Source organism: Streptomyces sp. NPDC004658 (genome assembly GCF_040609555.1).
In the GTDB taxonomy this organism is placed as follows: domain Bacteria; phylum Actinomycetota; class Actinomycetes; order Streptomycetales; family Streptomycetaceae; genus Streptomyces.
The window spans coordinates 42,256-59,952 of sequence record NZ_JBEXKG010000014.1 but is presented as its reverse complement, the minus strand read 5'-3'; the positions used below and the strand labels follow the sequence as shown (position 1 = coordinate 59,952).

The window sequence follows — 17,697 nt, the reverse complement described above, 5'->3', positions numbered from 1 at the left end:
CGCCGGCAGAGGGCACGGCATCCCCTACGCGCCCCCCTTCACCACGCCCCTGGGAACTCCACCGCTCAGGCCGACATCAGCACGCGTCCCCGACGGGCGTACTCCAGGGCCCGCGGGCTGAGGACCGGACGCGGCACCAGGATCCCGCAGTCGGTGCACACCGGACCGGACGACGGCTCGTGGTCCAGGCCGTACTTCCACACCAGGCGCTCGCCGTCGCACACCGGGCACGAGGAGCCCGGTTCCCGCTCCAGCGCGGCGATCAGCCGGCGCAGCACCACCGCCAGCGGCTCATCGGGGTGCAGCCGCGGGTCGTCGCACCAGGCGACCCCGAAGCCGCCCCAGGTCAGCCGGTGCCAGTCGTCCACGCTGCCCGGCCGGCGCAGCCCGTCGTGCTTCTCCTTCCTCCGTCGCTCGGTGAAGTCGGTCTCGTAGGCGAGCCAGACGTCACGGGCCTCCTCCAGCTCCTCCAGCGCGGCCACGAGCCGCACCGGATCGGGGGAGCGGTCCTCGGGGCCGAACCCCGCCCGGGAGCACAGATGGTCCCAGGTCGCCCGATGCCCGTAAGGGGCGAACTTCTCCAGGCACTTGCGCAGCGAGTAGCGCCGCAGCGCCAGATCACAGCCCGGATCGCGTACCTGTCTCGCCAGACTCCGGAAACCTGCCATCGCCCTGCACCTCCGTCACACCTGCACCTGTACTTCGGTCACTTCGGCGTCGTCGCACGGACGTCGCCGAATAGACGTATCGACAGGCGATTCGGCTCCATCTCTTCTCGTGATCCGCTTCCAGACTCCAGAAAGTGACGCATGTTCATCTTTAAAGCTGGGGATACCGGCGGTAACGTTCGGCCACCTCTGTCGCTAGGAGCTGCCATGCCACGGCGAACCCCACGTACCGCCCTTGACAGACTGAGAACGTCCCGCCGACTCCCCGGGTTCCTGAAGACGGCGTCCGTATGCGTCCTCGTCGCCGGTCTTCTCTCACCCCTCACCGGGACGGCGGTGGCGGCGGCCGACGCCACGGCCGCCAACGACTACTGCGGCGGCCGGTGTTCGGACATCCTCCCGCCCGGTGAGAACGGCAACGCGACGCTCGCCCAGATCCTGCTCAACCAGGTCTTCGGCACCCAGCCCGCGCACGCCGAGGACCAGCTCGGCCCGTACGCCGACCTGGCCACCGGCTACAAGGGCCTGACCGACGCCACGGTCAACACCTTCTTCAACGACGCCTCGTTCGGCGTCCCCGCCGACCAGGTCGCCTCCACCGAGAAGCCGGCCGGCCGAGGCGACGTGACCATCGTCCGCGACAAGAAGACCGGTGTGCCGCACATCACGGGCACCACCCGCTACGGCACCGAGTTCGGCGCCGGGTACGCGGCCGCCCAGGACCGGCTGTGGCTGATGGACGTCTTCCGGCACGTGGGCCGCGGCCAGCTGACCTCCTTCGCCGGCGGCGCGCCCGCCAACCAGGGCCTGGAGCAGCAGTTCTACCGCAACGCGCCCTACACCGAGGCCGACCTCCAGGCGCAGATCGACAACGCGGTCGCGAAGAACGGCGCCCGCGGCCAGCAGGCCCTCGCCGACGTCAAGGCCTATCTGGACGGCGTGAACGCCTACATCGACGCCTCCGACAGCGGCCGCTACTTCCCCGGCGAGTACGTCCTGACCGGCCACAAGGACTCGATCACCAACGCCGGCACCATAGAACACTTCAAGGTCACCGACCTCGTGGCGCTCGCCTCCGTGATCGGCTCGCTGTTCGGCTCCGGCGGTGGCGGCGAGGTCGACAACGCCCTCTCCCTGCTCGCCGCCCAGGCCAGGTACGGCGTCGAGGAGGGCACCAGGGTCTGGGAGTCCTTCCGCGAGCGCAACGACCCCGAGGCCGTCCTCACCGTCCACGACGGCAAGAGCTTCCCCTACGGCGCCAAGCCCGCCGACGCCCGGGGCGAGGCCCTGCCCGACCCCGGCTCGGTGACCCTGGAACCGCTCGTCCACGACCGCACCGGCAGCGCGGCCACCGCGACCGCCACCGGCACCTCGTCCTCCGCCGCGCGGACCGCCCTCGGCTCCGCCCGGCGCGGCATGTCCAACGCCCTCGTGGTCAGCGGCAAGCACACCGCCGGCGGCCACCCCATCGCCGTCTTCGGCCCGCAGACCGGCTACTTCGCCCCCCAGCTGCTCATGCTCCAGGAGATCCAGGGCCCGGGCATCAGCGCCCGCGGCGCCTCCTTCGCCGGCCTGAGCATGTACGTCGAACTCGGCCGCGGCCAGGACTACTCCTGGAGCGCCACCACCTCCGGCCAGGACATCATCGACACCTACGCCGTCGAGCTGTGCCAGGACGACTACCACTACCTGTACCACGGCACCTGCACGGCCATGGAGAAGATCGAGCAGAAGAACGCCTGGAAGCCGACCACCGCCGACGGCACGGCCGCCGGGTCGTACACCATGCGCGCGTGGCGGACCAAGTACGGTCCCGTGGAGTACCGGGCGACCGTCGGCGGCAAGAAGGTCGCCTACACCACCCTGCGCTCCTCCTACCTGCACGAGGCCGACTCCATCATCGGCTTCCAGATGCTCAACGACCCCGACTACGTCAAGGGGCCGCAGGACTTCCAGAGCGCGGCGCAGCACATCAACTTCACCTTCAACTGGTTCTACGCCGACTCCCAGCACACCGCCTACTACAACAGCGGTGACAACCCCGTCCGGGCCGACGGCGTCGACACCGAGTTCCCGGTGTGGGCCCGGCCGGACTACGAGTGGCGGAACTGGGACCCGGCCACCAACACCGCCGACTACACCCCGCCCTCCGCACACCCCAACTCCGTCGACCAGGACTACTACGTCTCCTGGAACAACAAGCAGGCCAAGGACTACACGACCGCGTCCTGGGGCGACGGCTCGGTGCACCGCGGCAACCTGCTGGAGGACCGGGTGAAGAAGCTGGTCGCGACCGGCGGGGTGACCCGGGCCAAGCTGGTGCAGGCCATGGCGGACGCGGGCCTCGCCGACCTGCGCGCCGAGGACGTGCTGCCCAAGCTCCTCACGGTGGTCACCTCGTCGCCGGTGACCGACTCCACGGCCGCCGCGGCGGTGAGCAAGCTCCAGGCGTGGGTGACCGCCGGCGCCAAGCGCACGGAGACGTCCGCCGGTTCCAAGAAGTACGCCGACGCCGACGCGATCCGCATCCTGGACGCCTGGTGGCCGCTGCTGGTCAAGGCCGAGTTCGAGCCCGGACTCGGCAGCGACCTCTACACGGCGGTCACCGGCAGCCTGCCGGTCGACGAGGCACCGTCGGCCGGTCACGGCCCGACCGGCTCGCACGCCGGCAGCTCCTTCCAGTACGGCTGGTGGTCCTACGTCGACAAGGACATCCGGGCGGTGCTCGGGGAGTCCGTGCGGGGCGGCCTCGCCCGGACGTACTGCGGCGGCGGCAGCCTCACCGCCTGCCGGGACACCCTGATCAGCACCCTGAAGGAGGCCGCGGGCAAGACCGCCGCCCAGGTCTACCCGGGCGACGACCAGTGCTCGGCGGGCGACCAGTGGTGCGCCGACTCGATCGTCCAGCGCACCCTGGGCGGCATCAAGCACGGCAAGATCAGCTGGCAGAACCGGCCGACCTTCCAGCAGGTCGTGGAGTACACCTCGCACCGCTGAGGCGCCACGGGCGGCGGGTCAGGCGATACGGCCCGCCGCCACCACCACCCGCGCCAGTTCGGGGTGCACGATGTCGCTGTGCGCCCCGGACGGCGCGCCCCCGCGCCGGACCACGGCCGCCGCGTCCACGTTCACGCACCCCGACGCGGGCAGCCGGCCGCCGAGAGCCGCCGCCAGGTCGAGCCGGACGGTGCCCGGCACCGCCTGCACCCCGTCGTGGCCCATGGCACCCCACCGGGGCCCGAGCACCGCCGCGATCTCGTCGCCCGCGCAGCTGCGGTCGTCCCCGGCGAGCCGGGAGGCCAGCGGATAGAACGTGCCGAGGGCCGCGTCGAAGTGCGAGTAGCAGCACACCACCGGCCCGTCGACGCGCCGCTGGAGGTCCCTGAGCGCGCCCGACCGGTCCGGGGCGTGGGGCAGCCGGGCCGCGAACGCGTAGTGCGAGAAGGCACCCTGGAGCAGCGTCACCGACGTCACCGCGGCCACGGACGCGGGCAGCCCGCGCAGCGCGAACGCCACCAGCCGGCCGCCGAAGCTGTGCCCGACCAGATGCACCCGCACCCCGGGCGCAGCGCCCGCCAACCTGCCCAGCAGCGGGCCGAGTCCGCGCTCGCCGACCGTCCCGGCCCGCCGCTTCATCTGGTAGTACGTCGCCTGCCGCAGCAGTTCCTTCGCGCCGTCCCACGGGTTCGGCAGGGTGAACCGGGGGCCGCCGCCGGACGCGTCGAGGGCGGCCAGGGCCTCGGCGAACTGCTCGCACGCGGTCACCGGGTCGCCGGCGAACACGGCCGGTTCGCCGTCCTCGTCCGTGTCGGCCACCACCCCGTGCCGGTCGTCGTCCAGCAGCAGCCGCACCAGCCCCCCGAACTCGGTCAGCCCCGCGGTGCCGCCGGGCCGTTCGTCCAGCATCCGGGCCAGCCGGTCCAGCACGGTCGCCCGGCCCGGAAAGGCCTCCAGCAGGGCGCGCCGGGTCTCCTTGTCCAGCGCCGGGCGCGGTGCCGCCTGCGCCTCCACGGCCGCCACGGACCTCGGAAAGTCGGGGATCGGCTCGTCGCTGAACCGCATCGACGGCCAGATCACGCCGACGTACCCCAGCCGGGCCTTCGGGGCCAGCTGCGGGACCGGCGCGAAGAAGCGGCGGTACAGCGCGGTCGCGCCCGAGCGGTCGTTGTTCCAGCCGTGCGAGAAGACGATCAGGTCACGGACGCCCCGCTCCGCGACCTGCGTCAGCAGCCGGTCGCGTTCGGGGCCGTCCGCGTCCCCGTCCGCGTCGAAGGTCAGCTCCCAGTAGGGAGTCACACTCGTCCCAGGATCCGCCATACCAGGCTCCCTCGCCTCCCGCACCACGGTGTGCGGCGCACGTATCGTCTTGCGCGGAGGCGGGGTTGGCCATACGGCGCGTGTCACTTGTAGAGGAGATACTCCTTTCGAATCCGCCGGAACGCGGCCAGTTCCTCCTGCCAGGCGCCCGTCACCTCGTCGGTGCCGGCGCCCGCGTCGATCATCGTGCGCACCCGCGCCGAACCGGTGAGCTTGTCGATCCAGTCGTCGGCCCGCCAGGCGAAGCCGCTCCACGCCTTCCGGGCCGTCACGAGCAGCGCGATCCCGGTGCGCACGGGGTCGTAGGCGGCCCGGTCGGTCACATGGATCTGCACCCCGCCGACGGTCCTGCCCTGGAACTTGGAGAACGTGGGCGCGAAGTACGCCTCCCGGAACTGCACACCCGGCAGGCCCGCCTCGTTCGCGGCGGCGGCCCAGCGGCCGTCGAGACCCTCGGCGCCGAGGAGTTCGAAGGGCCGGGTCGTGCCGCGCCCCTCGGAGAGGTTGGTGCCCTCGAACAGGCAGGTCCCGGAGTACACCAACGCGGTGTCCGGCGTGGGCATGTTGGGGCTCGGCGGCACCCAGGGCAGGCCGGAGGCGTCGTAGAAGCCGGACCGCTTCCAGCCCGACATGCGGACGGTCTCCAGCGGGACGGGCGTGGCCAGGAACTCCCCGTTGAACAGGCGGGCCAGTTCCGCCACGGTCATCCCGTGCGCCTGCGCGATCGGCTGCCGGCCGACGAAGGTGGCGAACTCCTTGTGCAGCACCGGCCCCCGCGCCTCGCGTCCGGTCACCGGGTTCGGGCGGTCCAGCACGACGAACCGCTTGCCGGCGAGCTGGGCGGCCTCCATGCAGTCGTAGAGGGTCCAGATGTACGTGTAGAAGCGGGCGCCGACGTCCTGGATGTCGAAGACGACGGTGTCGACCCCGGAGGCGGTGAAGACGTCGGCGAGCGGCCGGCCGCTCTTGAGGTACGTGTCGTACACCGGCAGGCCGGTCGCGGGGTCGTCGTAGCGGCCCTCGGAGCCGCCGGCCTGCGCGGTGCCCCGGAAGCCGTGCTCCGGGCCGAAGACCGCGGCCAGCCGGACGCGGGGGTCCCGGTGCATCACGTCGACGATGTGCTCGGCGTCCCTCGTGATGCCGGTGGGGTTGGTGACGACACCCACTCTCTGGCCGGACAGGAGTGCGTAGCCGTCGGCCGCGAGTCTTTCGAAGCCGGTGTGGAGATGCTCGCGGCGTTCGGGCGTGCTGGCGGGCAGGGCCGCTGTCGTCGCCGATGCGAGAAGGGTCCGTCGGGACAGGTGCATGGGGCCTCCGGTGAGTGGGCACGTGCGGGCCGTCTGGGTTGCTCGCGCACGCGCGGCGGAGCCGCATATCGGCAACGCCCCGCGCCCCTAGAGGTTGGTGCAGTCACCCTTTCTTTTACACATACCGACCGGTTAGTCTGACGACCGCTGAGCCGAGTCGCACCGTGTCGAAGGAGACCGATGGTGGAAGCCGTGCAGGATGCGGGAGTGGTCGTCACCGGAGCCGGTGGGGGGATCGGGGCCGCGCTGGCCCGGCGGTTCGCCGCCGAGGGGGCGCGGGTCGTGGTGAACGACCTGGACGCGGGGAAGGCCAAGGCGGTCGCCGACGAGATCGGCGGGACCGCCGTGCCCGGTGACGCCTCCGCCGTCATCGCCGAGGCCCGTGACGCGCTCGGCGGCACGGTGGACGTCTACTGCGCCAACGCGGGCGTCGCCTTCGAGGACGGCGACCTCGAAGGCGGCCTGGACGAGAGGACCTGGGCCACCTCGTGGGACGTGAACCTGATGGCCCACGTCCGGGCCGCGCACGCCCTGCTGCCCGACTGGCTGGAGCGGGGCACCGGCCGGTTCGTCTCCACCGTCTCCGCCGCCGGACTGCTCACCATGATCGGCGCGCCCTCCTACAGCGTGACCAAGCACGGGGCCTACGCCTTCGCCGAGTGGCTGTCGCTGACGTACCGGCACCGGGGGATCAAGGTCCACGCCATCTGCCCGCAGGGCGTGCGCACCGACATGCTGGCCGCCACCGGCAGCGCGGGCGACCTGGTGCTCCAGCCGACCGCGATCGCGCCGGAGACCGTCGCCGACGCCCTCTTCCAGGGCATCGAGCAGGACCGCTTCCTGATCCTGCCGCACCCCGAGGTCGCCGGCTTCTACCAGGTACGGGCCGGCGAGCCCGACCGCTGGCTCGCGAACATGAACCACCTCCAGCAGAAGTGGGAGGCCGCCCGGTGACCGCCTCCCCGTACGCGGCCCGGCCCTGGCTCGCGCTGCTGACCGAGGCCCAGCGCGCCCCCGTCGACCCGGCCGACTCGCTCGTGCACGCCCTGCGCGGTGCCGTCGCCGAGGCCCCCGACCGCACCTTCCTCGCCTACTTCGACGCCCGGCTGAGCTACCGGGAGGTCGACGAGCTGACCGACGCCGTCGCCGCCCACCTCGCCGCGCGCGGCCTGGAGCGCGGCGACCGGGTGGCCGTCCTGCTGCAGAACTCCCCGCACTTCGTGCTCGCCGTGCTCGGCGCCTGGAAGGCGGGCGCGACCGTCGTCCCGGTCAACCCCATGTACAAGTCGGGGGAGGTGGCGCACGTCCTGCGGGACGGCGAGGTGGCCGCGCTCATCTGCTCCGACCGCGCCTGGGAGTCGTACCTGCGGGAGACGGCCGCCGGCTCGCCGGTGCGGATCGTGCTCACCGCCTGCGAACGGGACTTCCAGACCCGCGACGACGCGCGCGTGCTGGCCTTCGAGCGGCTGCCCCAGGCCCCGGACGCCGACGACCTGGTGGCCGTCGCCCGGCAGGGCGGCCGGGCCCCCGAGGGCCGCTCGCCGCGCCCGGACGACATCGCCCTGATCAGCTACACCTCGGGCACCAGCGGCACGCCCAAGGGCGCCACCAACACGCACGCGAACGTGATGTACAACGCCGAGCGGCAGGCCACCGGGCTCGGCCTGCCCGAGGCGCCCGTGTACTACGCGCTCGCACCGCTCTTCCACATCACCGGCATGGTCTGCCAGTTCGGCGCCTGTCTGAACAGCGCGGGCACCCTCGTGCTCACCTACCGCTTCGAGCCCGGGGTCGTCCTGGAGGCCTTCGCCGAGCACCGCCCGCACTACACCGTCGGTCCCTCCACCGCCTACATGGCGCTCGCCGCCCACCCCGAGGTGACCCGCGAGCACTTCGCCTCCTTCGTGAACCTGTCCTCGGGCGGCGCGCCCGTGCCCCCGGCGCTGGTGGAGAGGTTCCGGGAGCGGTTCGGGCCGTACATCCGCGTCGGCTACGGCCTCACCGAGTGCACCGCCCCCTGCGCCTCCGTCCCGCCCCACCTCCAGGCCCCCGTGGACCCGGTCTCCGGGACGCTGTCCGTCGGGCTGCCCGGCGCCGACACGGTCGTGCGGATCGTGGACGAGCAGGGTGCCGAGGTGCCGCTCGGGGAGCACGGCGAGATCGTCGTACGCGGCCCGCAGGTGGTGCCCGGCTACTGGCGGCGGCCGGACGCCACCGCCGAGACCTTCCCGGACGGCGAGCTGCGCACCGGCGACATCGGGTTCATGGACGAGCAGGGCTGGCTGTACGTCGTGGACCGCAAGAAGGACATGATCAACGCGTCCGGCTTCAAGGTGTGGCCGCGCGAGGTCGAGGACGTCCTCTACACGCACCCCGCGGTGCGCGAGGCGGCCGTCGTCGGCGTCCCCGACGGGTACCGTGGCGAGACCGTCAAGGCCTACATCAGCCTCCGTCCGGAGGCCGAGGCGGACCCGGATGAACTCGCGGTGTACTGCAAGGAGAGACTGGCCGCCTACAAGTACCCGCGGCAGGTGGAGATCCTGCCCGACTTGCCCAAGACGGCGAGTGGGAAGATCCTCCGGCGGGAACTGCGTTCCCGCACCAGCGAGTGACCTCACGGAAAGGCAGGTGGCGGCAGTGCCCAGGACGACGGACGGAGACGGGACCCCCGTCCCGCAGCGGCTGCTGGCCGCCGCCACCCGGCTCTTCGCCGAGCAGGGCTACGACCGCACCTCCGTGCAGGAGATCGTGGAGGCCGCCGGCGTCACCAAGGGGGCGCTGTACCACTACTTCGGCTCCAAGGACGACCTGCTGCACGAGGTGTACGCGCGCGTGCTGCGCCTCCAGCAGGAGCGGCTGGACACGTTCGCGAACGCCGACGAGCCCGTGGAGAAGCGGCTCAGGGACGCGGCGGCGGACGTCGTCGTCACGACGATCGACAACCTCGACGACGCGATGATCTTCTTCCGGTCCATGCACCACCTGAGTCCGGAGAAGAACAAGCAGGTCCGCGCCGAGCGCCGGCGCTACCACGAGCGCTTCCGCGCGCTCGTGGAGGAGGGCCAGAAGGCGGGCGTCTTCTCCACGGCGACGCCGGCCGACCTGGTCGTGGACTACCACTTCGGCTCGGTCCACCACCTGTCGACCTGGTACCGGCCGGACGGCCCGATGAGCCCGCAGGAGGTCGCCGACCACCTGGCCGACCTGCTCCTGCGGGCCCTGCGGCCGTAGCGGACCCCCACGGCACGGCGTCCTGCGGGGTCACCCGCGCCTCAGAGGTACTTCGTCAGCTCCCGGCGGGCCAGCGACCGCTGGTGGACCTCGTCCGGGCCGTCGGCGAGCATCAGCGTGCGCGCGCTCGCGTACAGCTCGGCCAGCGGGAAGTCCTGGCTCACCCCGCCCGCGCCGTGCAGCTGGATCGCCCGGTCCAGGATGCCGACCACCGCGCGCGGGGTGGCGATCTTGATGGCCTGGATCTCCGTGTGGGCGCCCTTGTTGCCGACGGTGTCCATCAGCCAGGCCGTCTTCAGCACCAGCAGCCGCAGCTGCTCGACGGTGACCCGGGCGTCGGCGATCCAGTTCTGGACCACTCCCTGCTGGGCCAGCGCCTTGCCGAAGGCCGTCCGGGACACCGCGCGCCGGCACATCAGCTCGATCGCCCGCTCGGCCATCCCGATCAGCCGCATGCAGTGGTGGATGCGGCCGGGGCCGAGCCGGGCCTGGGCGATGGCGAAGCCGCCGCCCTCCTCGCCGACGAGGTTCGACACGGGCACGCGCGCGTGGTCGAAGACGACCTCGGCGTGGCCGCCGTGCGCGTGGTCCTCGTAGCCGAAGACCTGCATCGCGCGCCTGACGGTGACGCCCGGCGTGTCGCGCGGGACCAGGACCATGGACTGCTGGCGGCGGATGTCCGCCCCGTCCGGGTCCGTCTTGCCCATCACGATGAAGATCTTGCAGTCCGGGTTCATCGCGCCGGAGATGTACCACTTGCGGCCCGTGATGACGTACTCGTCCGTGCCATCGGAGGCTCGCTCGATGTGCGTGGTGATGTTCGTGGCGTCCGAGGACGCCACCTCCGGCTCGGTCATCGCGAACGCCGAGCGGATCTCACCGGCCAGCAGCGGCTCCAGCCACTGCTTCTTCTGCTCCTCGGTGCCGAACTGCGCCAGCACCTCCATGTTCCCGGTGTCGGGCGCTGCGCAGTTGGTCGCGGTCGGCGCGAGGTGCGGGGACCGGCCGGTGATCTCGGCGAGCGGCGCGTACTGGAGGTTGGTCAGCCCGGCACCGTACTCGGCGTCCGGGAGGAAGAGGTTCCACAGGCCCTGCCTGCGGGCCTCGGCCTTCAGCTCCTCGACCACGGGCGGGGTGTCCCAGGGGGAGGCGAGGGCGGCCCGCTGCTCCTCGGCGACCGCCTCGGCCGGGTAGACGTACTCGTCCATGAAGGCGAGGAGCCTGGCGCGCAGCTCCTCGGTGCGCGCGTCGAACGCGAAGTCCATGCCGGTCAGCCTTCCTGAAGGGTGGTGAGTCCGTGGTCGATGAAGACGGGCACCAGGTCGCCGATGCGGTCGAAGCCGCGGCCGACCGTCTGCCCGAGCGTGTACCGGTAGTGGATGCCCTCCAGGATCACGGCGAGCTTGAACCAGGCGAACGCCGTGTACCAGGAGACGGCCGAGACGTCCCGGCCGGAGCGGGCGGCGTACCGCTCGACCAGCTCCCGCGGGTCGGGGTGCCCCGGCGCCTCGGCGGTGGTGGAGACGGGCGAGTCGGCCATGCCGAGCGGCAGGCTGTACATCACCAGCAGACCCAGGTCGGTGAGCGGGTCGCCGAGCGTGGACATCTCCCAGTCGAGGATCGCCTTGATCGTGTCGTCCTCCCCGATCAGCACGTTGTCCAGGCGGTAGTCGCCGTGGACGACCGCCGGGGCGGGGGAGGCGGGCAGCCGGCGGCCGAGGGCCGCGTGCAGCTCGTCGATGCCCGCCAGCTCGCGGTTGCGGGAGGCGTCCAGCTGCTTGCCCCAGCGGCGCAACTGCCGGTCCAGGAAGCCCTCCGGGCGGCCGAAGTCGGCGAGGCCCACCTCGGCGGGGTCCACGGCGTGCAGTTCGACCAGCGTGTCCACCAGGGACAGCACCGCGTTCCGGGTGCGCTCGGCGCCGAGCGGGGCGAGCTGGCCGGCGGTGCGGTACGGCGTGCCCTCCACGAACTCCATGACGTAGAAGGGCGCTCCGAGCACCTCCTCGTCCTCGCACAGCAGCAGCGGGCGCGGGACCGGCACCCGGGTCGGGTGCAGCGCGCTGATCACCCGGTGCTCGCGCTTCATGTCGTGCGCGGTGGCCAGTACATGGCCGAGCGGCGGACGCCGGACGACCCACTTCGACGTACCGTCCGAGAGCGCGTAGGTGAGGTTCGACCGTCCGCCCTCGATCAGCCGTCCGGTCAGCGGGCCGTTCACCAGACCGGGGCGCTCGCGGTCGAGCAAGGCGCGCAGCCGGTCCAGGTCGAGGCCGGGCGGGTGGTCGGCGCTCATACGTCACTCCTACGAACGGGCGAACAGGACTGGACTCATGATGCCGACCGGTCGGTATGCCGTCCAGTGCGCGTGAGGAAGATCGGGCGGAACGTGACCGGAGCCACGATAGGCCGACGGCCCCCCGGGTGCACTGTCCGGGGAGCCGTCGGCCCTCGTCCTGGGCGGGTCAGTGGTCGTCCCAGTGGTCCTCGTGCTCGGCGTGCCGGTGGCCGTCGTGCAGATAGTCCACGTGGTCGCCGTGCGGCACCTGGGCGTGCCCGCACTCGTCGTGGTGCACATGCTCATGGCCCTCGTGGACGGCGTGCCCGGCGGGCTCGCACTCGTCCCAGTGGCCCTCGTGCTCCCGGTGCAGATGGCCGTCGTGGACGTAGTCGACATGGTCGCCGTGCGGCACGGCGTGGTGCCCGCAGTCCGGTCCGTGGCTGTGCGTCGCGTGCTCGCTGTGTTCCTGGTGAAGGGTGGTCATGGTGCTCACCTTCGGGGGGTACGGGGTGCCTGACGTCGGAAGACTGCCACGCGAAAGTGGCATATCAGGACATCCCGGTCGCGTGGCGCACGAGTACCCCGGAGGGGCGGCGCTACGGCGGCCCTGAGGTGCTGGAGTACGGCGAGCCGCGCGACCCCAGGGCCGACCCCGACCGGGTCCTGGTCGAGGTGCGCGCGGCACCGCCGGCGAGTCCCACAACGACTAGACCACCAGCACCGCCGCGCACACCGCCATCGCCACCGCGCACAGCACCGCCGCCGCCGCGTGGCGCGGGGCGAGGGCGGGCGGCGGGGTGCCGGCCGCCAGGGCGTGGATGCGGAGGTGGGCGACCCGGAGGAAGCCCAGGCACAGGGCGCAGCACAGCGCACTCATGGCGACCCCGGTGGCCGAGGCGCCTCCGTGCAGCGCCGCTCTCACGGCCAGGACGGCGGCCACGGCGGCCGACAGGGTGGTACGCCGCCAGGCCAGCCGGGTGCGCTCGGGCTGGAGCCCGGGATCCCGTCCGGCGCCCGCCTCCCCGGCACTCACCCTTCCCACCGCACCAGGACCACCAGCACCATCGCGACGGCCACCACCGCCACGACCAGGCTCAGCAGCGCCGGGAAACGGGAGGCGGGCAGGTCCTCGCCGCGGCGCATCGCGCGCTCGCAGCGCACCCAGTGGTTCACCGCGCGCAGGGAGCACAGGACACCGGCCGCGAGCAGCGCGAGCGCGAGTCCTACCCGCCACGCCCAGCGCAGGTCCGGCAGGAACTGGTCCACCGCGAATCCGCCGCCGATCAGCGCCAGCGCGGTCCGCAGCCAGGCGAGGAAGGTGCGCTCGTTGGCCAGCGAGAACCGGTAGTCGGGCGTGCCGCCCTCGTCCCGCACCCGCTCCGGCGCGAACCACAGCCGGATGTTCCGTACGAATTCGCTCACGCGGCCGACCCTACCGGGCGGTCAGCGGCCCGCCCGGAACGCCCGCAGCCGCTCGTAGGCCGCCCGTCCGTCCGGCACCCACTCCCACTCGTCGAGCCGCCGCTCGACCTCCTCCTCGGGCAGGAAGGCGTGCCACTGGACCTCCTCCGCCTGGGGCCGGACGGGCAGCTCGCAGCGGACCTCGTACACCGCCGACCACCAGCTGTTCCCGGCGCCGTCGTCGTAGAGGAACTTGAACAGGAAGTCCGGGCGGGGCAGACCGGTCACGCCCAGTTCCTCCTCGGCCTCCCGCAGCGCCGCCTCGTCGTAGGACTCGCCCGCGCCGACGACCCCGCCGACGAACAGGTCGTACAGGGAGGGGAACACCAGCTTGGTCGCCGTACGCCGGTGCACGAAGAGCCGGCCGGCCGCGTCCCGGGCCTCGATGAACACACAGCGGTGGCGCAGCCCCCGGGCGTAGGCCTCGCCGCGCGGGTACTGGGCGACGACCCGGTCGTGCTCGTCGACGATGTCGAGGATCTCGTCAGCAGGATTCATGCCCGCCATCCAAGCAGGGCCGGCCCGTCCGGGCGGGGCCGCCCGGTCCCGGCGGGGGCCGCCCCGTCCGGGCGGGGCCGGTCAGCGGCGCTCCAGGTCCCGGGCTCCCGGCTCCGTCTCCGTCGTGCCGCACGGCATCGCGGGATGCAGTCCGAGCAGCACGATGCCCGCCACCACCGCCGCGAGCCCGGCCGCCTCCCCGGCCAGCGCGCCGGTGTCGGTGCGCAGCCGGTCGCCCATGAAGCCCACCCCGCACAGGATCCCGGCGAGCGGCTCGGCCGCCGTGAGCGCGGGCAGCGACATGCGCAGCGGGGCCGTCTCGAACGCGCTCTGCACCAGGACGAGACCGGTGACCCCGCAGGCCACCACGCCGTACGGCTGCCAGCCGGTGAACAGCTCGGTCAGGCCACCCTCGGAGAAGCGGGTCCCGCTCACCCGGGTCAGCGCGTCCTGGACGCCGTAGAGCAGCCCGGCCGCCAGGGCCAGGAGCACCGGGCCCCAGCTCAGCCGGGAGCGCTTGGCGTACGTCGTCAGGACCAGGGCGACGCCCACCACCGCTCCGATGATCAGCCAGTGCCGCAGCGGATCGGTGACCGCCGTGCCGGCGCGCGGCTCGCCCGCCACGATGAACGCGCTCACCCCGCCCGCGAGCAGGAGCAGCCCGGCCCAGCCCTGGCGGCCGAGCGGTTGTCCGGTCTGGTGCCGGGAGAGGGCGAGGGCGAACAGGAGATTGGTCGCGAGCAGCGGTTCGACCAGGGAGATCTCGCCCTTGCCGAGGGCGATCGCGCCCAGCACCATGCCGGCCACCATCAGCCCGAGACCGCCCAGCCAGCGCGGTATCCGCATCAGGTCGAGCAGCAGGCGGAAGGAGAGGAAGTCGCTGAGCGGTGCCTTCTGCGCCGCGTTCTGCTGGAGCACGAAGCCGAAGCCCAGACAGCAAGCCGCGCTCACGGCGAGAAGGAGAACCAGAACCGACACGCTGTGTACCTCGATCATCCGGCCGTACCACGGGCGGTAGTGGCCGACTGTAGCGCTCCCGGGACGGCATTGCCCCGGAAGTACCCGGAACCGGTCGGTTGACGCGTCAGGGTCCGGGGCCTGACTCGCCATGGTCCGGGGCCGGGAGGCGCGGCGCCATGGCGTACGCCACAGAACCCGGGGTGTACGCCCCGGAAAACGTGATGGCATACGCCACAGGAACGTGCCGTGGCCCGGGAGGCGTGACCCTGCCCACCTGCACAGGGACGATCAAGTTCCGTTTCGGGCAAGGAAGTTGAAGCTCGTAACACCGTGTTCCGCTTGACGCGACCCTTGGCTGAGGGTTTGCTGTGCGTGATCGGTCGATGGCAGCCCGAGAAACAGGAAGTCCCGCGGTGCCTCCTCTCCCGCCCCTGCTCGGCGCTCGCCGGGCCCCCACGGAACCGTCCGGCGAGACCGCCGAGGACGCCTCCGGGGCCTTCGACGCCGCCCTCGACGACGCCGAACTGCGCACCGCCCGAACCGCCCTGGCCCAGGGCCGGCGGCAGGCCGCCCGCTCCCTGCTGGTGCACACCGGCGACGACTGGGACCGCCGCGGCCACCGCCTCACCGTGCTCGCCCAGGACCCCTACGCCGCCGCGTGGGCGACCGACTGGCTGACCGCCGAACCCGGCTCCGCCGACGCCACCGCGCTGCTCGCCCTCGCCCTGGTGCACCGCGCGTTACGCGGAAAGGGGGAACCCGGCCCGGCCCTGGAGGCCTGCGCCACCGCCGCCGCGCTCGCCCCCGACGACCCCACCCCCTGGCTCGGCCGGCTGCTGCTCGCCCGCACCCTCGGCCCGGAGCGCGAGGTGCTCGCCGCCTTCGCCGAACTGCGCCGCCGCCACCCCGAGCACCACCACGCCCACCACCTGCTGATCGCCCGCCTCGCCGAACGGCCCGCCGGCGGCCGGGCCGAGGCGCACGAGGTGTACGACGTCGCCGAGCTGGCCGCCGCCGAGGCCCCCGCCGACTCGCCGCTGGCCGTCCTGCCGGTCGTCGCCTACGCCGAGCGCTACCGGGTCCTCGCCGCCACCGGGCTCGCCCCCGCCTGCCCGGCCGCCTCCGGGCACTGGTCCGGCCCGCGCGCACGGCGCATCCTGCGCGCCTGCTTCGACTGGTGGCTGGAATGGGAGCACGACGAACACCCGCGCCGCCACCTCGACCTCAACCACCTCGCGTTCGCCCTGTCCTCGGCCGGCCGCCCGGCGGAGGCGGCGGCCCTCTTCCAGCGCATCGGCGCTCACGCGACCCCGGTGCCCTGGTCGTACGCGCATCCCGATCCGCTGGCGGCCTTCCACGCGGCCCGCGCCCGCGCGCTCGGGTCCTGAGACGCGGGGGCCCGGAGGTCGTACGGTCGGCCTGAACCAACTTCGCGTTCGCCCTGTCCTGGGCCGGCCGGCCGGCGGAGGCGGCGGCCCTCTTCCAGCGCATCGGCGCTCACGCGACCCCGGTGCCCTGGTCGTACGCGCATCCCGATCCCGTCGTACGTAAGAAGTGATTACGGAAATCTGACCAGTGGCCCGATCGTCTGGCCCCGCGCGGCCCCGAGTGCTCGAATGAAAACGTGAACGCTGAACAATCCGAGGAACCCGCACCCGAACGGGACGGCCGGCCCATCGGCCGCCGCGTCTTCCTCGGCACCCTCGGACTGGGCGCCCTCGGCGTGGTCGCGGCACCCGCGCTGCAACGCGGCGTCGAAGGCTTCCTCGGCGGAGTCGCCGGCAAGGACCCCACCGGCCTGACCGGTCTGCTGCCCAACGGGGGCGGCTTCCGCTACTACTCCGTCGCCGCGTCCGTCCCGCACCGGACCGCCGCGGACTACCGCCTCACCATCGACGGCCTGGTCGACCACCCGCGCGGCTACACCCTCGACGAGCTGCGCGCCCTGCCGCAGACCCGGCTGGTCAAGGACGTCCAGTGCGTCACCGGCTGGCGGGTCCCCGGCACCCCCTTCGAGGGCGTACGCCTGTCCCACCTGCTCGACGCGGCGGGCGTCCGCTCCTCCGCCAGAGCCCTCCGCTTCACCTGCTTCGACGGCACCTACACCGAGAGCCTCACCCTCCGCCAGGCGCGCCGTCCGGACGTGCTGGTCGCCCTGCGGATGCAGGACAAGGACATCGGCCACGACCACGGCGGCCCGGTCCGCCTCTACGTCGCCCCCATGTACTTCTACAAGTCCGCCAAATGGCTCTCCGGCATCACCGTCACCGACCGGGTCCAGCCGGGCTACTGGGAGAACCTCGGCTACGACGTCGACGCCTGGGTCGGCCGCTCGAACGGACGCGACGATGAGCCTACGAGCTGACACCCCGGCCCCGCCGAGCGCCCGCGTCCACCGCTTCACCCGCGCCGAACGCTGGGTGCACCGCGCGACGGCCGCGCTGATGGGCGTGTGCGTGGTGACCGCGGCCGTCCTGTACATCCCGCAGCTGGCGGTCCTGGTCGGCCGCCGGGAACTGGTCGTCCGGGTGCACGAGTGTGCGGGACTCGCGCTGCCGGTGCCGGTCCTGCTGGGCCTGGCCTCCCGCGCCTTCCGCGCCGACCTGCGCTTCCTCAACCGCTTCGGCCCGCACGACCGGGTCTGGCTGCGTGCCGCGCTGCGCCGCGACCGACGCCACGGCTCGCGCCCCGCGGGCAAGTTCAACGCCGGTCAGAAGGTCTACGCGGCGTGGATCGCCGGCGCGACCCTGGTCATGCTCGGCACCGGCCTGATGATGTGGTTCACCCGTCTCACCCCGCTGATGTGGCGCACCTCGGCGACCTTCGTCCACGACTGGCTGGCCCTGACGATCGGTGTGGTCCTGGCCGGCCACATCGGCATGGCCCTGGGGGACCCGGAAGCGAGGCGGGGGCTGCGGACGGGAACGGTGAGCGAGCAGTGGGCGAACCGGGAACACCCGCTCTGGCGCCCGTAGCC

General features: G+C 72.6%; 17 protein-coding genes. 7 read left to right on the top strand and 10 right to left on the bottom strand.

The genetic code is table 11. The annotated features are described in order from the left end of the window. Window positions 1-65 precede the first annotated feature (65 nt). Window positions 66-668 carry a hypothetical protein gene (locus ABZV94_RS08345; protein ID WP_356338494.1) on the bottom strand — a complete coding sequence of 201 codons (603 nt, stop codon included), beginning with the start codon at window positions 666-668 and terminating at the stop codon, window positions 66-68. 207 nt (window positions 669-875) lie between these two features. Between ABZV94_RS08345 and ABZV94_RS08340 the strand changes: the two genes are divergently transcribed. After that, complete coding sequence (locus ABZV94_RS08340) at window positions 876-3,665, top strand: penicillin acylase family protein (RefSeq protein ID WP_356338492.1); 2,790 nt, start codon at window positions 876-878, stop codon at window positions 3,663-3,665. An 18-nt stretch (window positions 3,666-3,683) separates the two neighbouring features. Here the strand turns inward: ABZV94_RS08340 and ABZV94_RS08335 are convergent, their stop codons facing one another. Further along, the gene (locus ABZV94_RS08335; protein ID WP_356338490.1) at window positions 3,684-4,985 is read right to left on the bottom strand and encodes a serine-threonine protein kinase; all 1,302 of its coding nucleotides are present in this window, start codon (window positions 4,983-4,985) and stop codon (window positions 3,684-3,686) included. Window positions 4,986-5,068: 83 nt separating this feature from the next. Further along, the gene (locus tag ABZV94_RS08330) at window positions 5,069-6,292 is read right to left on the bottom strand and encodes a DUF1343 domain-containing protein (RefSeq protein ID WP_356338487.1); all 1,224 of its coding nucleotides are present in this window, start codon (window positions 6,290-6,292) and stop codon (window positions 5,069-5,071) included. Between the two features lie 180 nt (window positions 6,293-6,472). Between ABZV94_RS08330 and ABZV94_RS08325 the strand changes: the two genes are divergently transcribed. From ABZV94_RS08325 to ABZV94_RS08315, 3 genes are read left to right on the top strand one after another with little or no spacing between them, the layout of a single operon-like run. Beyond that, a complete protein-coding gene (locus ABZV94_RS08325) occupies window positions 6,473-7,246 on the top strand; it encodes an SDR family oxidoreductase (RefSeq protein WP_356338486.1) in 774 nt (257 codons plus the stop codon). Beyond that, a complete protein-coding gene (locus ABZV94_RS08320; RefSeq protein WP_356338484.1) occupies window positions 7,243-8,904 on the top strand; it encodes an AMP-binding protein in 1,662 nt (553 codons plus the stop codon). Before ABZV94_RS08325 ends, ABZV94_RS08320 begins: the two co-directional genes overlap by 4 nt. A 25-nt stretch (window positions 8,905-8,929) precedes the next feature. Next, window positions 8,930-9,523 carry a TetR/AcrR family transcriptional regulator gene (locus tag ABZV94_RS08315; RefSeq protein ID WP_356338482.1) on the top strand — a complete coding sequence of 198 codons (594 nt, stop codon included), beginning with the start codon at window positions 8,930-8,932 and terminating at the stop codon, window positions 9,521-9,523. Window positions 9,524-9,564: 41 nt separating this feature from the next. On the opposite strand, the gene ABZV94_RS08310 is transcribed toward ABZV94_RS08315, so the two are convergent. The 7 genes from ABZV94_RS08310 to ABZV94_RS08280 all read right to left on the bottom strand — a co-directional run bounded on the left by ABZV94_RS08310 (window position 9,565) and on the right by ABZV94_RS08280 (window position 14,738). Next, a complete protein-coding gene (locus ABZV94_RS08310; protein WP_356338480.1) occupies window positions 9,565-10,788 on the bottom strand; it encodes an acyl-CoA dehydrogenase family protein in 1,224 nt (407 codons plus the stop codon). Between the two features lie 5 nt (window positions 10,789-10,793). Continuing rightward, on the bottom strand, window positions 10,794-11,816 hold the full coding sequence (locus ABZV94_RS08305) for a phosphotransferase family protein (RefSeq protein ID WP_356338478.1): 1,023 nt from the start codon (window positions 11,814-11,816) through the stop codon (window positions 10,794-10,796). 169 nt (window positions 11,817-11,985) lie between these two features. Then, window positions 11,986-12,285, bottom strand: a complete 300-nt coding sequence (locus tag ABZV94_RS08300) for a hypothetical protein (RefSeq protein ID WP_356338475.1) — start codon at window positions 12,283-12,285, stop codon at window positions 11,986-11,988. Between the two features lie 222 nt (window positions 12,286-12,507). Continuing rightward, the gene (locus tag ABZV94_RS08295) at window positions 12,508-12,834 is read right to left on the bottom strand and encodes a DUF202 domain-containing protein (RefSeq protein WP_356338473.1); all 327 of its coding nucleotides are present in this window, start codon (window positions 12,832-12,834) and stop codon (window positions 12,508-12,510) included. Beyond that, complete coding sequence (locus ABZV94_RS08290; protein ID WP_356338472.1) at window positions 12,831-13,223, bottom strand: DUF202 domain-containing protein; 393 nt, start codon at window positions 13,221-13,223, stop codon at window positions 12,831-12,833. The genes ABZV94_RS08295 and ABZV94_RS08290 overlap by 4 nt, the downstream gene beginning before the upstream one ends. Window positions 13,224-13,244: 21 nt before the next feature. Then, window positions 13,245-13,760, bottom strand: a complete 516-nt coding sequence (locus ABZV94_RS08285; RefSeq protein WP_356338470.1) for an NUDIX domain-containing protein — start codon at window positions 13,758-13,760, stop codon at window positions 13,245-13,247. An 81-nt stretch (window positions 13,761-13,841) separates the two neighbouring features. Next, window positions 13,842-14,738 carry a DMT family transporter gene (locus tag ABZV94_RS08280; RefSeq protein WP_356338468.1) on the bottom strand — a complete coding sequence of 299 codons (897 nt, stop codon included), beginning with the start codon at window positions 14,736-14,738 and terminating at the stop codon, window positions 13,842-13,844. Window positions 14,739-15,133: 395 nt separating this feature from the next. Between ABZV94_RS08280 and ABZV94_RS08275 the strand changes: the two genes are divergently transcribed. From ABZV94_RS08275 to ABZV94_RS08265, 3 genes are all read left to right on the top strand, one after another. Next, complete coding sequence (locus ABZV94_RS08275; protein WP_356338467.1) at window positions 15,134-16,108, top strand: hypothetical protein; 975 nt, start codon at window positions 15,134-15,136, stop codon at window positions 16,106-16,108. 236 nt (window positions 16,109-16,344) lie between these two features. Continuing rightward, window positions 16,345-17,085, top strand: a complete 741-nt coding sequence (locus ABZV94_RS08270) for a molybdopterin-dependent oxidoreductase (RefSeq protein ID WP_356338465.1) — start codon at window positions 16,345-16,347, stop codon at window positions 17,083-17,085. Further along, window positions 17,069-17,695, top strand: coding sequence for a cytochrome b/b6 domain-containing protein (locus ABZV94_RS08265; RefSeq protein ID WP_356338463.1), 627 nt, complete (start codon window positions 17,069-17,071; stop codon window positions 17,693-17,695). The genes ABZV94_RS08270 and ABZV94_RS08265 overlap by 17 nt, the downstream gene beginning before the upstream one ends. Window positions 17,696-17,697: the final 2 nt, after the last annotated feature.

Coding starts and splice junctions, on each gene's coding strand:
- ABZV94_RS08310 (WP_356338480.1), bottom strand. CDS start 10,788: ATGGACTTCGCGTTCGACGCGCGCACCGAGGAGCTGCGCGCCAGGCTC.
- ABZV94_RS08325 (WP_356338486.1), top strand. CDS start 6,473: ATGGTGGAAGCCGTGCAGGATGCGGGAGTGGTCGTCACCGGAGCCGGT.
- ABZV94_RS08330 (WP_356338487.1), bottom strand. CDS start 6,292: ATGCACCTGTCCCGACGGACCCTTCTCGCATCGGCGACGACAGCGGCC.
- ABZV94_RS08335 (WP_356338490.1), bottom strand. CDS start 4,985: ATGGCGGATCCTGGGACGAGTGTGACTCCCTACTGGGAGCTGACCTTC.
- ABZV94_RS08305 (WP_356338478.1), bottom strand. CDS start 11,816: ATGAGCGCCGACCACCCGCCCGGCCTCGACCTGGACCGGCTGCGCGCC.
- ABZV94_RS08300 (WP_356338475.1), bottom strand. CDS start 12,285: ATGACCACCCTTCACCAGGAACACAGCGAGCACGCGACGCACAGCCAC.
- ABZV94_RS08345 (WP_356338494.1), bottom strand. CDS start 668: ATGGCAGGTTTCCGGAGTCTGGCGAGACAGGTACGCGATCCGGGCTGT.
- ABZV94_RS08340 (WP_356338492.1), top strand. CDS start 876: ATGCCACGGCGAACCCCACGTACCGCCCTTGACAGACTGAGAACGTCC.
- ABZV94_RS08265 (WP_356338463.1), top strand. CDS start 17,069: ATGAGCCTACGAGCTGACACCCCGGCCCCGCCGAGCGCCCGCGTCCAC.
- ABZV94_RS08285 (WP_356338470.1), bottom strand. CDS start 13,760: ATGAATCCTGCTGACGAGATCCTCGACATCGTCGACGAGCACGACCGG.